The following is a 14613-nucleotide window of genomic DNA, read 5'->3' on the forward strand; positions in this document are numbered from 1 at the left end:
TCTACCTAAAACCTAAAGCCTATTCTCCCGCAGCAATCTCGGCTAACTTCTGGGTAATAATGCCAAAAGCAATCCCGCGATGACTGATGCTGCGTTTGGTTTCGACGGACATTTCGGCGAAGGCGAGTTGTTTGGAGGGGACGTAAAAAATTGGATCGTAGCCAAAACCATCGACACCGCGTGGAGCGGTGAGAATCTCGCCGCGACAGATACCTTCGGCTTGGGCGACGATTGTCCCGTCGGGACGGGCGACAGCTACAGCACACACAAATTGTGCTTGTCGTTGGTGCGGTTCGGGAAAATCGGCTAATTCTTGGAGAAGGCGATCGATTCTTGCTTTGTCGGTATCGGCATATCGGGCGGAATAAATTCCGGGCGCGCCATTGAGAGCATCTACTTGGAGTCCAGAATCATCAGCGATCGCCCACTCATTCAACGCGATCGCCACTTCAGAGGCTTTGAGGCAAGCGTTAGTGGCGAAAGTGGTTCCCGTCTCATCGACATCTAATTCGGCGGGTTTGAGGCTCAATTCCCAGGAGCTACCACTCAGATAGGCTTGCATTTCTCTCAATTTACCAGGATTGCTAGTGGCTACAATTAGTTTAGGCATGAATTTAGTAACTAGTGGCTGGTGAAAATAGTGGATAGTCAATCTGACAACGATCGAAAGTCGGTGTTTGTGGCGATTGAAGTGCCACGATCCGATAATCGACGCTACAAATAGTTCGCTCGAAGGCAATTTTTGTAGAGACTTATTTTAACCGCAGCGGCGCAAAGGGCGCAGAGAAAATATTGTGGAGATTTTTAGAGGTTTTTATCGCTACACGTTGACGATTAGCTCATTTCTGATTCTAGCTAGTTCTGTCCCAGTTTTTGCGGCTTTTGTGCGCCCTACTCGCAGTCAAAATGCGATGGTAGCATCGGCGCATCCGCTGGCTACTCAGGCAGGGGTGGAGATCTTGCAACAGGGTGGTAATGCGATCGATGCAGCGGTAGCGACGACTTTGGCGATTTCGGTGGTGGAGCCGTTTGCGGCGGGAATTGGCGGAGGTGGTTTTATGATGACAAAAATGGGGAAGGAAATTAAATCTCTGGATTTTCGCGAGCGCGCGCCGCAAAAGGCATCGCGGAATATGTATTTGGATGCCCAAGGAAAGGTGCGCCCGAATGCCAGTCTGGAGGGACATTTGGCGGCGGGGGTACCGGGGACGATCGCGGGGTTGGCAGCGGCGCACAAACAGTACGGTAAGTTACCCTGGCGGACGGTTGTCGCGCCAGCAATTAAGCTGGCGCGGGATGGCTTTAATGTGAGTGAGCTTTATACCGAGCAAGCCAAATCAAAGCAGAAACTTTTAGCCAGCAATCCAGCCGCACGAGCTATTTTTACGCGCAACGGACGCCCGTTACAAGCGGGAGAACGTCTCGTACAGAGGGATCTAGCGCGGACATTAATGGCGATCGCGCGCAATCCTCAGAATTTTTATACCGGATCGATTGCTAGTGCGATCGATCGCGATATGCGTCAAAACAAAGGCTTAATTACTCTTGCCGATCTCCAAGCCTATCGCCCCAAGTGGCGCGCGCCTGTCTGCGGCAAATTCCGCAAATACGATGTCTGCTCGATGGCTCCGCCGTCATCTGGCGGCGTGCATTTAATCCAAATCTTAAATACGATCGGTAATACGGATTTAGCCACGCTGGGTTGGCATAGTCCTAATGCGCTGCATCTTCTCGTCGAATCGATGCGGATTGCTTATGCCGATCGATCTGAATATCTCGGCGATCCCGATTTTACCAAAGTTCCCGTCTCCGCTCTAATTAATCCAGCCTACGCTGCCAAACGTCGCCAAGAAATTAATCCAGAACGAGCGCGGATCTCTAGCAGCGTCAAACCTGCTACCCCATCACTGTTAAAACAATTCGATCGTACCGCATCACCCGTGCTAAATCGATCGTCTACAGGGGTATTCAACGCAAGCAAGGTGTACGCCTACAAATCTCCAGAATCACTCGAAACTAGCCACCTGACTGTAGTCGATCGCGATCGCAATGTTGTCAGCCTGACTTTTACGGTTAATTATCGATTTGGTGCGGGGGTGGTAGTCCCGGGGACGGGGATTTTATTAAATGATGAGATGGATGATTTTGCGATCGCACCAGGGGTACCCAATGTGTTTGGCTTAGTCGGGGGTGAGAAAAACTCGATCGCGCCTGGTAAGACACCACTATCGAGCATGACACCCACGATCGTCACCGAAAACGGTAAATTTCGCCTAGCTGTCGGCGCACCAGGTGGGAGCACGATTATTACAACCGTCTTGCAAGTCTTGCTCAATGTCTTGGAGTACAAGATGGATGTCGGCGCGGCAGTTGCTGCGGGACGAATTCATCAGCAATGGCTACCAGACAAGGTAAATGTCGAGCCGTGGGGATTCGAGCCTGCCACTCTAGCCGAACTCCGCCGTCGGGGACATCAAATCGAGCAACGCGAAGATTGGGGTAATGCTAACGCCATTCAACAGCTCCCTGATGGTAGGCTCGAAGGTGCCGCAGATCCGCGCGGAGAAGGCACCGCACGGGGCTTCTAAGAAATTGATAATTGGATTTTTAAGATGAGTTGGTGGTAGGGGTAATTCATGGCTTACCCTTACCATCGATTTCGATGTAAATTAGCATAATCCGAGATCTGTAGCCCAAGCTCAAATTAACTGCCCGCGAAATTAACATGTTTAAATTCTTGCTCGGAACTCTCATCCTGACAGCACCGATGGTTGTGACTCACACTTTGCAAGCTCAACTTCCACCCGCAACACCAGACTCGTCAACGCCACCCTCATCTCAGCCACAACCAAAACCGTCAGTCTCGCCCCAGCCTTCAGTTGCGCCGCAACCTTCTACCGCTCCTTTGCCAACGACAGCAACCGAGCCAGATTTGACATTGTTGGGTAAAGTTCTGGGTGCGTTTTTACAAACTAATAAAGCGAGAACCGAGTCCCAAATTGTGATGAAATTGCAAGGTAAAGATGGGGATGTCGAGATTTATGCTCGCTCCAAAACAGTCGCCAAAACTAGTGGTGAGTTTCGATCGGAACTAACTTTTGCCCAACCAGGTCAACCACCGACAGCTAGTTATACGATCGTTTCTAATGGTAGCAAAGTCTGGATTTATCGACCCGATCGTCGTCAATACGCTCAGACTACTCTCGCCAAATTTCAAGCACAACCCTATTCATATTTAGTCGGTTTATCAACCATCTTCTTTTTAAGCGTTACCGAATCCAATCGTCGGGAAATCAATGCAGCTTTGGCCGTTAGCCCAAGTTTTTTAACTTCGCTACCTAAAGAACAAATCAAAGATTTACAAGGGAGTAGACGACAATTAGAGGGACAAGAGTTATACGCTTACTCTTATGAAAATAAGACTGAGAACTGGTCATTTAATAGTTTAGTCAATCCTCAAACCGGAATTATCAGACAGATTGAGTTTACTGGTAAACTCGATGCCAAGGATGGTGGCACGAACTTTACACTCACTGAGAAAATTATCGATCGCAATTCTCAACCGACGATCGCTAATTCTCTATTCAAATTTTCGCCACCAAAGGGTAGCAAAAAAGTTAAATCTCTAGATATCGATCTCATCGGTCGTTAAATAACCCCAAGATTCCGCGATCGACATCAACGATGTCGATCGCACTTGCTTGTCTGGCTCCCTCCTTTCTAAGAGGATGTCTGAAAAGTCTAATTGCTTCGTTTGCAGTGGGTAAATCCCCCTGTCTTGTCGCACACAAACGGGAGGGAACCTCCCGTTCGATGCGCCGCTAAATCCCCCTTAAAAAGGGGGACTAAGAGTCTGGTTCCCCCCTTTTTAAGGGGGGGATTTTCTAGGGTTTAAGCTTAACGGAATTGAGTTTTCAGACATCCTCTAAGGGAAGAACTGGGGTAACTCCTGAGCATATCAAAGGGTGGAGTAAAAAAGGGACTACGCATCACTCCTTAATATACCTCCGTGTAAGGATTAGACTTGCACGATCGCATGTTTCAAGCTTACACTCCCACCCGCATGGGCGATCGTGTCGATTGGAACTCTACCAAGGTGGGCACTACCATCGATTTTCCTGTCATTTCGACAGGTTGGGGGATCTGGAGAATCTCTAGAATCGTGGGAGCTAAGTCGGCTAATTTACCATCAGTGCGTAAGGTGACATCGTTGCCATGTCCTGGTAATTGGCGGCGTTCGCCTTCGACTAAAATCAAGGGGACTTGACTGGTAGTATGTGCCGTCCAAGGATTGCCATCTTCATCACACATGTATTCGGCATTGCCATGATCGGCGGTAATGATGGTCGTCCCGCCGACCTTGCCGACACCTTCGAGTAGCTTACCCAGACAAGCATCTACCGTTTCGATCGCTGTAATCGTCGGGGACATTTTTCCGGTATGTCCGACCATATCGGGGTTAGCATAGTTGACGACGATTAGCGTGTAGATCTGTTTGGCTAATGCGGCTAGAACGGTATCGGTAACTAGATCCGCAGACATTGAGGGTGCCCGATCGTAAGTACTCACCTGCGGACTGGGAATCAATTCTCGATCTTCGCCAGGAAGCGGTTCTTCTCGTCCGCCGTTAAAGAAGTAGGTGACGTGGGCATATTTCTCGGTTTCGGCGACTCGAAACTGCCGCAAACCGCGATCGGCAAGTACTTCTCCCAATAAATTTTGGAGCTGTTGCGGTTCAAATGCTACGAGTACTGGTAGCGTTGAATCGTATTGGGTAAAAGTTGCAAATGTCAGGGGGGTAATTTGCGATCGAATAAAACCCGTAAAAGTCGGCTCTACCAGGGCACTAGCGAGCTGCCTAGACCGATCGGGGCGGAAATTAAAGAAAATGACTCCATCGCCAGATTCGATCGCGCCTGGAGCGATTCTCGTTGGGGTAATAAATTCGTCGGTTTTGTCTTCGGCATAGCTATCGGTTAGGACTTCAGTAGCAGTTTTGCCGCTGCCTGGTCCAGCTTCGGTCATCACATCGTAAGCTAGCTTGACTCGATCCCAACGCCGATCGCGATCGAGTGCATAATAACGACCGCCGATCGTCACGATCCTACCAACGCCAATTTCGGCAATCGCGTCTTCAATTTTCTGGACGGCAAGCAATCCATCGCGCGGATCGGTATCGCGTCCGTCAGTAATCACATGAATGCAGACGTCTTGAATATTTTGGCTGTGGGCTAACTGCAATAACCCGATTAAGTGATCGAGATGGGAATGAACGCCCCCATCCGAGCAAAGTCCTAAGAGATGTAGTTTGCTCTGACGCTGTTTGACATCTTCACAAACTTTGACCAGAGCCGGATTTGTTAAGATACTGCCATCTTTGACGGCATCCGAAATCCGCACTAATTCCTGCGGGACGATTCTCCCCGCGCCGATATTGAGATGTCCGACTTCCGAATTGCCCATCTGTCCGTCTGGCAACCCTACCGCTCGTCCCGATGTATCGATGAGTGTGTGTGGATAAGCAGCCCAGAGGCTATCAACATTTGGTGTGTTGGCTTGCGCGATCGCATTGCCGTGGATATCTGGACGGTATCCCCAACCGTCTAGAATTACTAGCACCACCGGAGCTACAGGTGCCTGCGCCATATTATTCTTTAGCCTTTTTGTTGTTAAGAATAAGATCGTGTTTATCATAGCAGTTATTCGCCACCTCATTCTGCTCGAAACACTGCCTCAGATTTCTGAAATGTCTACTGACAAACAGTTTGCAGGTAGATTACGATAATTTTCGATCGGAGCTAAATTTGTAAGGAGAGGGTGGGGAGTAAAAAACACTCACCTACCCACCCAGCTTCCGCAACTCTTGAGTCAATCGCTCTACCTGCGAGGTGTCTCCTTGTTGGCGGTATAGTTCGATCGATTTACGATAATCGGCGATCGCGCCCGCCCGATCTTTCAGCTCTAACTTAGCTTCAGCACGATCGGCTAAATAATAGCCTTGATTGGGATTGAGCCGCACCAGTCCATCCAAAGCATTAACAACTCCTCGAAAATCTTTGAGCTGTCGATAAATCTTCAACTGTTCGCTGTAGGCTTCAGTTTCATTGGGATTGATTTTTAACATACTGGCATAGTCTTTGAGTGCCAGCGTCCACTCTTTGCGCTCCTGATAAATTGCTGCTCGGTATGAATAAGCGCGCAGATTATTCGGGCTAATCTGAATAATTTTGGTGTAATCGGCGATCGCACCAGCGATATCGCCTGTAGCTTTACGAAAATTCGCTCGACTATCGTAAGCACTAGTAGTTTCTGGCGCGATCTTAATTACTTCCGAAAAATCCTCGATCGCGCCTGGAAAATTATTGAGCTGCACCCGCACCCCCGCTCGATTGTTATAAGCCAAAGTATTTTGGGGATCGGCGGCAATCATTTTGGTATAAGCAGCTTGTGCCCCTGGTAAATCGCCCTGTACCTGCGCGGTAATTGCTCGTAGCAAGTAAGCTTGAGTATACTTGGGGTCGATCGCAATAGTTCGATCGAAATCTGCCGCAGCCCCTTTATAGTCTTGATTGGCATATAAGATATTGCCACGCAGATAATAAGCACTGGCATTCTTGGTATCTAACTCGATCGCTTTATTTAAATCTGCCAAAACTTGGGGGCGATCGCCTAACATTTGATGGACATTCGATCGCATATAATATGCCGCCGCCTTTTTGGGATTAGCCGCAATCGCGCGATTTAACTCGGCTAACGCGCCCTGATAATCGCCGGACTGCAATTTGACAGTCGCACTTACCAACGCATCGCCACCGAGATCGATAGTTTTATTGTTAGCAGTAGCCACCTCCATTTTCACGCCAGTCTGAGTAGCTAATGGTACGAATACACTTGCCAAAATGCCCAAGTTAAAGCCAGTTTTCACTCTCACGTTAGGGTTGAGTGTAGAAGCCGTGGTGCTTTTTTCGACATCCCCGCGCCCGTGAATAGCAATCAATTCGCCCCGGTCGTTTAAGACACTACCACCGCTCATCCCTGGTAAAGTCAAGTTGGTATACACCAACCCATAACCATTTTGTAACGGCTGCTTGCTACTCGCCGTCACCCGCCCTTCTGTAAAATTAAACAACGGTTTGCTAATTGTCTGAGTAGTCAAGGGAAAACCCCCGACATACACCGTCGAACCTTCGGCGATTGCATTAGCTTGTCTGACTTTGACGGTACGATAAGCTTGTGTGCTCACAAATGATACCAACGCCAAGTCAGCACCAGGTAAGATTTTGATTTTCGATCGATCGATCCCATACTTACGTCCGTCGGGCGCAACCAGTTGATATTGTTGCTCGTCGCGCACCACATGAGCGGCGGTAAGTACCGTGTATCCTTGAGAATTTTTAGCTACTAATACACCAGATCCAACCGAGTTTGGCGTCTTAATTTCGACAGTTACCGCCTTAGCTACTTGCGCGACTTGGCTGGCGGATAAGCCCCAAGCAGGTGCATTAGCTGCCAAAATTATGCCCGCGATCGGTAATCCTAGTAATTGCCAATATTTATCCATATTAAGTTAGGTCGGGATCGAGTAAGTTGTTATCTAACATTAATCTGTTCGATCGAAAAAACAAGCAATCTTCATCTTGTTTTTAAAAACTACCGTTATCGATCTATCTCGTAACTTTGGTAGCTATCGAGCCGTAGAAGTTAGGCTTGTTTTAAGTTGGCACGACAAATTTATCAGGATGAATGCCATGATTTATTTACCCAAGTAATTGCAGCTTCGGCACTGTCATCTCTGGCGTTACTCTGAGGATATGAATATGCCCAATCAATGGACAGGTCATCTCGATCGATACTTTTCGGTTAAGTGAATATTTGCTCTAGTTTCAGTCCGCCTACACGAACTTTGCAACACTAGCGGCGGTTTCAACCGCTGTTTGGTTAGACAGTCAAACAGTATTGGTATCTCGCTTACCTCTAGTAGAGAGCTTAGGTTCGATCGCTTTTTATCTTTCAAACATCCTCTTCTTCATGGTGCTTACTAAACCTTGCGATCCAGCCTTCATCATTATAAAGTTCCATTCGCAGACGATCGCCATTTTCAGCTACAGTTCGATCGTCTATACAGATAGAAATGTCAGATTTACAATTATTTTTATCTAAATTATATAGTAGCTCTGCTATGGTATCATCTATACAATAAGTAATTATTTTTCTGACGATCGCTAATTGTTCTTGTGTGAAATTCTCATCAACCTTTCTTCTGAGTTTGCGACCAAAGAAAGGAGCATAACTGTTAGCAACTAATTCATCAAAACTATCGATATTAAAATCTCTAATATGTTCGACAAGAAACTTACCTAGCTTATCTAATTGTTCTGAGTTCATGTTTTCATCCATACACATCATACGCCCCTAATCATTGATAATAAACATATAAACTTTACATGAGAAGCTTAACTCCTAGATGGCAGAACATAGGGGAAAACTGCCCGCCACATATATTTTAGATATTATTGATTTAATAAACATCAGAGTTGAATTGAATCGACTAAGTTACGAATGAAATCACTATATTTATCCTGCATTGGTAATTCTAGATCTACCTTAATCCGCTGGCGTTCGGTAAATACCTGTTGATTAGCGATCGGATTGAAACCTTCTTTCATATAGGTTTCCCAATAGCAGCCAACGCCGCGCTTTTGCCATAATGGTAAATCGTTGAAATTAATTCCATTTTGGAATAATAGCTCGTTTTTCTCCGACTTTAAGAGATGTTCGATTTGGCTATTGGCAGATCTCCCGCTCTTACCTTGTTTGCGCAGCATCCAATAACAATGAGCGTTCAAAGCATTGCGATGAGCGTCTTCATTGCGCCAGCGAAAATAATCGACGACTAGTTCGATATTTGGTAACTGCGAGATCCGACAATCGAAGGCGGCTACCGTACCTAGCACCGTCGAAAGTTTGGCACTAGCTTCGCCAGCTAATACCGAATTGAGTTTGCGTAATTTGCGATCGAATGTCACGTCTTCTGGATGCAATAGTAGCGAGATTTCATCGCTCTCGGTGTAGCCATACACCACCTTAAAGCCACACTGCATTAAGTGTTGGAGGGTAGCAACCATCGCATCGCGAAACATCGGATCGAAGGGTGCTTCAAATTTACATGTCTCCTTTGTCAGGCGCGTAAAACCGCGTCCATCGACTCTGGCTACCATAAATATCCCCGGTAGCACATAAAGATCGTTGGTGGTTTCAAACACCCGCATTTTTGTATCTAGTTCGTCAAACTTCATCTTGCCACGGCTCCACTGCAAATTGCAGCTCCGGTAATAATTTTACGTAATATAGTTCGTCAAAACCTTCATTATAACTCGGTAATTCCAATCTTTTGGCAGTTCCGGCAATTCCTTTGTCAGGAATCTGTTGTGCGACTGGACGTTGACTATTTCGCTCGATCGCATCTCGAACTCGCGACTCAAAATAATAGCCGATAATCTTAAATTTATGTTGTTTGGCTGGCTCGATATATCGCTGCCTGTCGAGTTTTGTTGGATTAGTATTGTCGATGACGAATGATTGTTGAATCTCTAAACAGGTCTCCAACATCCGCTGTTCGCGATGCCTAGTTTTGAGCATATCTAGATTAATCCGGACGTGAGTCAGTCCAAATTTGTGATAATAAAAGGTGGACTTGCCACAAGCTTGGATACCAATAAATACGATCGCTTGCATCAGTTATATAGTTGATAATTGATAGTTACCTCTTCTTGAAGGATACTAGTACTATGCGACAGAAATTAACCAACCATTTCTTTCCCCGCTGTCTTGTCTTGTCTTGTCTCGCATAATCCGGGAGGAAACCTCCCGGCTGCGAGCCGCTGACGCGCTAACCCGTCGGGAAACCAGACTTTTCGCGCATCGCTCCCCGCAAAATAGTAACCTTATTTATGCCGTAGACTACTAGCTTGTATGAAAATCACCGCTTATCTGAATCGAGTCAATAGATCGGTAACTGGTGTATTCAACCAACTGGTGCTCTTTTCTTTATGAAAGTTTCTCGAAAAAGCTCCATAGGTTCTGAGTTTAATTGGTGATTTTTTATTAATATCACGTTTGCGTTCTTGTTTCTTACGATCGTGAAAAAAATCTTTGTCTTGACCGATTATTAGTAATCCATAAATCTGCTCTGGATCGACTTCTTCAGCTAATTGACTATCAACTAAGATCTTATCTAAATTACTCGTACAATAATTTAGTCGATCGAATGCAGATTTTGCGGCTGGCGTTAATTGTAGATCTTCATCCCAAGTCTGCTCTTGAGGCCCAGCAAAAACAATTGCATACCAACTGATTCCTCTTTGCTGATGGTAGCAACCACAAAGATAGTCAGGACGATTATCTGGATTTGAAATTAAATTAACCGATAAAAAGTAAATATCATCATATTTAATATAAGAATTGAGTAAGTAAGCACATAGAGAAATGTTCAGATCGAATAATCCGTGAATTTCACTAGCTTTACTATTACTGCTAACTTTGCTGACCAAGTTAGCAATCTCTTTACGCTCGATCCGATTGGGATCGACTTGAAATGGTTGAAGGTACTGGAGAGACATATATAAACCAGTTGACAATTACTAATTGACACCTGTCGAGCGCGATTATTAGTTATGGTACCCAGCTATCGGTCGGTTATTGAGGTGTTGGTGTGACATCGTGGGGATAGGCTTTGGGCTTTAGGCTTTAGGCTTTATGTTTTAGGCTTTAGGCTTTAGGCTTTAGGCTTTAGGGTAAATATAACTAGCTCCCAGTCCCCCGCTCCCCGCTCCCCGCTCCTAACTCCCTACTGCATACGCACAGTAATAGTTAAAGGCACAAGCGCGACAGTGAGTACCGGGATGGGGAGGAAATAAGCGATCGAAGCAATCGGGATTGAGTTGGTATTCTTGGAGTTGTTGTTGGTGTAACTTAGCAATTTGGGCTAATTTACGTGCGATTTTCATTAATCGATCGGGAGTGGCGGTGACTAGTTCGGAGCTAGTCATGGTCTCTAAATTATAAAAATAAGCCACCGCCTCACAATCGGGGTATAGATAGCTACAGGCTAACAAATATACCTCCGCTTGCCGGAAGTCGGGATCTGCCAGTCCGGTTTTGAAATCGATAATCTGAATTTGGTGAGGACTGGATCGAATAATACAGTCAAAAGCCGCCAGCAGTTGAAACCCTTCGCCCCCAACTGCAATTTCGATCGGTGATGGAATTGGCTCATCACCGCGATTGAGAAGGAGAATATCGCGATCGAGCAACCACGGATCGGCCTGATATTGCCGGAGAATCTGCATCACTCGATCGCGCACGGTGGCAATTTCATAATACAAATACAATCGATCGGCAACTCGTTCGCAGCCGCGCGGGTGTTTTAGCAGTAGTGGCTGTTGATGGAATTCATATATTCCGGCTTGGGCTAATTTGCCGACTTTTTGCCAAATTGTCTCAGTAAATGCTACTTTGGGCGATCGATCGCGGGCGAGGGTTTGAATTGCTCGCCATCCCCGTTGCATCTGACAATGTGTATCTTCCCAACCCAGCGCAGGCTCAAACTGCGACCATAGATGATAGCTGGCAAAGTCCATGAACGGGGAGTGAATGGGTAGATGGTTGGGTAATGGAATGAGTAATGGAATAAGTAATGGGTTGGTTAATGGACAACGGGTAAGACTACGATCGATCGTCCTCTACTGGTCAACAAGGCGGCGACGCTGCCCATTACCCTCTACCGAACCGCTACTTTCTGCCTAAAACCTGAAGCCTACTGCTCGCTGGAACGACGGCGACGGCGGCGACGGGGACTTTCTTCCGAACTGTTACTAGTATTAGTAGTGGTAGTATTATTGCTAGTGCTAGCTTCTGCCGAACGGCGACGGCGGCGACGGGGACTTTCTTCCGAACTGTTACTAGTATTAGTAGTGGTAGTATTATTGCTAGTGCTAGCTTCTGCCAAACGGCGACGGCGGCGACGGGGACTTTCTTGAGAACTAGAGCTGTTATTTGTTGTTGTTGTCTCCTCGAAACGGCGACGGCGACGACGGGGACGGTCTTCAGAATTAGTTCTGTTATCGTCATCAACGCGCTCGCCATCTTTAGGCATGGGGAGATCGCGCCGATAGCGAGGCTTAATTGGGTCGAGTTTGAGTTCGGGTTTGCGTCTGCTAAGATTGTCGGGACGAGCGGGGAAGTCTTGGGAGGGAAAATCTTTGACGGCAACTTTCATAAACCGCGACCAGGCGTAGGCGGCAGTACTACTAGCATTACCCGTGGGTCGGTTGTTATCGTTACCCAGCCAGACGCCAGTAACTAATTGGGGCACAAAGCCGATGAACCAGAGATCCCGTTCTTTATCGGTAGTTCCGGTTTTACCCGCTACTGGACGACCGATTTGGGCTGAGGTAGCCGTTCCTTCATTGACGACTCCCCTCATCATCCAGGTCATAATTGCATTAGTATCGGGTTCAAAGACTTTGGTGGGTTGGGGTTTGTTGTAATAGATAACTTCGCCTTTTTGGTTGATGACTCTGGTGATGCCATGGACGGGGTTGTGAATTCCCCGTGCGGCAAAGGTAGAATAAGCACCAGTTATCTCTAGCAAGTTGACTTCCAATCCACCTAACGCCAAGGAATAAAAAGGTTCGAGTTTGGATTCGATGCCCATTTTTTTGGCATTATCGATGACGGGTTCCCAGCCCGTATCGAGCAGGATTTTGATGGCGATGATGTTGATTGAATTAATCAGTGCATCGTGCATCGTGATGTAGCCTCTGAATTTTTTACCCGCATTTTTGGGCTTATAACCATCAACGTCAAACGGCGCATCGAGGTAGGATTTATTCGGGCTGATGCCACCAGCGATCGCGGTAGCATAGACGATCGGTTTGAAGGTCGATCCGGGTTGGCGTTTGGCTTGGGTGACGCGGTTGAATTGGTGGGTTTCAAAGTCGGTACCGCCCACCATCGATCGAATCCCGCCCGTGCGGGGATCGATACTTACCATGGCAGCTTGCCCGAAGGAGCCGCGATTATTTCTGACGGTGGAGTTGACGATTTCTTCAGCTTTGTTTTGCCACTCTGGATTGAGAGTGGTTTCGACAGTCAAGCCGCCTGCTTTGATGGCTTTAGCAGAGATGTACTTGGGTAGTTCTTGCTCGATATATTTAGTAAAATATCGGGCTTCTTGTAGTTCGCGTTTGATCGGGCTGCGTTTGGTCTTGAGTGGCTCTGCTTTTGCGGCTTTGGCTTCAGCAGCAGTGATAAATTTAGCTTCCAACATCCGATCGATCACCAGGTTGCGGCGTTGCTTGGCAAAGTTGGGATTGACAAAGGGGGAGTATTTATTGGGTGCTGGCGGCATTGCGGCGAGGGTGGCCATTTCAGCGAGCGTCAGTTGGTCTACGGTTTTACTAAAATAGACCCAAGCCGAATCGGCTACTCCATAAGTACCTTCACCCAAATACACCAGATTGAGGTAGCGTTCGAGAATCTGGTCTTTGGTGAGTCCGTCGGTCAATCTTTGGGCGAGGCGCACTTCGCGGAGTTTGCGCCAGAAACTGCGTTCTTGGTTGAGATAAACCATCCGCGCCAACTGTTGGTTGATGCTACTGGCTCCTTCGACCAAGTTTTTGGAGGTGACGTTTTGGACGAGGGCGCGGGTGACCCCTTTATAGTCCACGCCGTCGTGCTCGTAGAAGCGACGATCTTCGATCGCGACGAAGGCTTTTTTGAGTTTGTCGGGTATTTGCCAAATTTTGAGCGTCTCGCGGGTAGCATTGCCCGTTTGCAGCAGAATACTCCCGTCTAAACCTTTAATGGTAATCGTCCCCGGACGCACGTAGCTGAGGGCATCGGCGGGGGCATACTGGCTGACACTGCGATCGACAAATAGCCACGCGCCACCTAGAGCTAACATGCCCACTCCCAGAGTAGAGCCAGCCCAAAACAGGCGATTTTTGTGTAGGGGTTTTGGCCCTTTAAATGGTTTGGCGACGACTGTCCCGACTCGCCCCACCGTGGTGCCGATAGTGGTTGCGGTTTTACCTACTGCTGTTGCCAGTTGTTTAGCTTTACGTTGGGCTGGGGACTTGACAGCTCGATCGGTTGGTGGGGACGGAGCCATTGAAGAATTAGCTTTATCCTCATCTGCGGTTGGTGAGTGGGTAGCAGCTTTAGCAGGATATAAATTGTTGGCAATTTCTCTAGCGGTGTTATTGACACCCAGCGAGCCAGAATCCGGATCGATCGCAGGTACGCGAGAATGCTCAAAATCATTACTACCAGCTAATTGTTGACGATCGTCACGAGGTTTTGCGGCCCCAGCCAGCGGCAATTTAGCGGACAGTTCCTTTAACCTGGCGAATAAGTTCAACACATCAACTCCTAATGTAAATCTGGCAGTCGTAAATACTATCCAATAGCGGTTGCCGTTCTAGATCGCTAATGTTAATTGAGAATGATAGCGTACTGAGCGATTCCTGGGGAATACTAATGAAGACTCTGGAGATCGATCTTCACAATTATACTAGACATCCTAATTGTTAAATACACAATTGGCGTGGG

General features: G+C 47.2%; 11 protein-coding genes. 2 read left to right on the forward strand and 9 right to left on the reverse strand.

The window, feature by feature from the left end:
- Positions 1-19: 19 nt before the first annotated feature.
- A complete protein-coding gene (gene rdgB, locus CHA6605_RS26800; RefSeq protein ID WP_015162509.1) occupies positions 20-610 on the reverse strand; it encodes an RdgB/HAM1 family non-canonical purine NTP pyrophosphatase in 591 nt (196 codons plus the stop codon).
- 184 nt (positions 611-794) lie between these two features.
- On the opposite strand from rdgB, the gene ggt reads away from it, so the two are divergent.
- Together ggt and CHA6605_RS26810 are read left to right on the forward strand one after the other, a co-directional pair.
- A complete protein-coding gene (ggt, locus tag CHA6605_RS26805; protein ID WP_015162510.1) occupies positions 795-2588 on the forward strand; it encodes a gamma-glutamyltransferase in 1794 nt (597 codons plus the stop codon).
- Between the two features lie 137 nt (positions 2589-2725).
- Positions 2726-3652, forward strand: a complete 927-nt coding sequence (locus CHA6605_RS26810) for a LolA family protein (protein WP_015162511.1) — start codon at positions 2726-2728, stop codon at positions 3650-3652.
- A gap of 395 nt (positions 3653-4047) precedes the next feature.
- Here CHA6605_RS26810 and gpmI read toward each other — a convergent pair whose 3' ends face one another.
- The 8 genes from gpmI to CHA6605_RS26850 all read right to left on the reverse strand — a co-directional run bounded on the left by gpmI (position 4048) and on the right by CHA6605_RS26850 (position 14425).
- On the reverse strand, positions 4048-5646 hold the full coding sequence (gpmI, locus tag CHA6605_RS26815) for a 2,3-bisphosphoglycerate-independent phosphoglycerate mutase (protein ID WP_015162512.1): 1599 nt from the start codon (positions 5644-5646) through the stop codon (positions 4048-4050).
- Positions 5647-5839: 193 nt separating this feature from the next.
- The gene (locus CHA6605_RS26820; RefSeq protein WP_015162513.1) at positions 5840-7561 is read right to left on the reverse strand and encodes a serine protease; all 1722 of its coding nucleotides are present in this window, start codon (positions 7559-7561) and stop codon (positions 5840-5842) included.
- A 449-nt stretch (positions 7562-8010) separates the two neighbouring features.
- Positions 8011-8385: a hypothetical protein gene (locus CHA6605_RS26825; protein ID WP_157260113.1), complete on the reverse strand. Its 375-nt coding sequence runs from the start codon at positions 8383-8385 to the stop codon at positions 8011-8013.
- Positions 8386-8528: 143 nt separating this feature from the next.
- Positions 8529-9296 (reverse strand): tRNA(His) guanylyltransferase Thg1 family protein, encoded by a 768-nt coding sequence (locus CHA6605_RS26830; RefSeq protein ID WP_015162515.1) that lies wholly within the window; start codon positions 9294-9296, stop codon positions 8529-8531.
- Positions 9286-9735, reverse strand: coding sequence for an AAA family ATPase (locus CHA6605_RS26835; protein WP_015162516.1), 450 nt, complete (start codon positions 9733-9735; stop codon positions 9286-9288). Before CHA6605_RS26835 ends, CHA6605_RS26830 begins: the two co-directional genes overlap by 11 nt.
- Positions 9736-9986: 251 nt before the next feature.
- Positions 9987-10619 (reverse strand): hypothetical protein, encoded by a 633-nt coding sequence (locus tag CHA6605_RS26840; protein WP_015162517.1) that lies wholly within the window; start codon positions 10617-10619, stop codon positions 9987-9989.
- A gap of 219 nt (positions 10620-10838) precedes the next feature.
- Positions 10839-11639, reverse strand: coding sequence for a PD-(D/E)XK nuclease family protein (locus CHA6605_RS26845; RefSeq protein ID WP_015162518.1), 801 nt, complete (start codon positions 11637-11639; stop codon positions 10839-10841).
- 176 nt (positions 11640-11815) lie between these two features.
- Positions 11816-14425, reverse strand: coding sequence for a transglycosylase domain-containing protein (locus CHA6605_RS26850; protein ID WP_015162519.1), 2610 nt, complete (start codon positions 14423-14425; stop codon positions 11816-11818).
- Positions 14426-14613: the final 188 nt, after the last annotated feature.

Origin of the sequence: Chamaesiphon minutus PCC 6605 (assembly GCF_000317145.1) — a bacterium.
Classification (GTDB): Bacteria; Cyanobacteriota; Cyanobacteriia; order Cyanobacteriales; family Chamaesiphonaceae; genus Chamaesiphon; species Chamaesiphon minutus.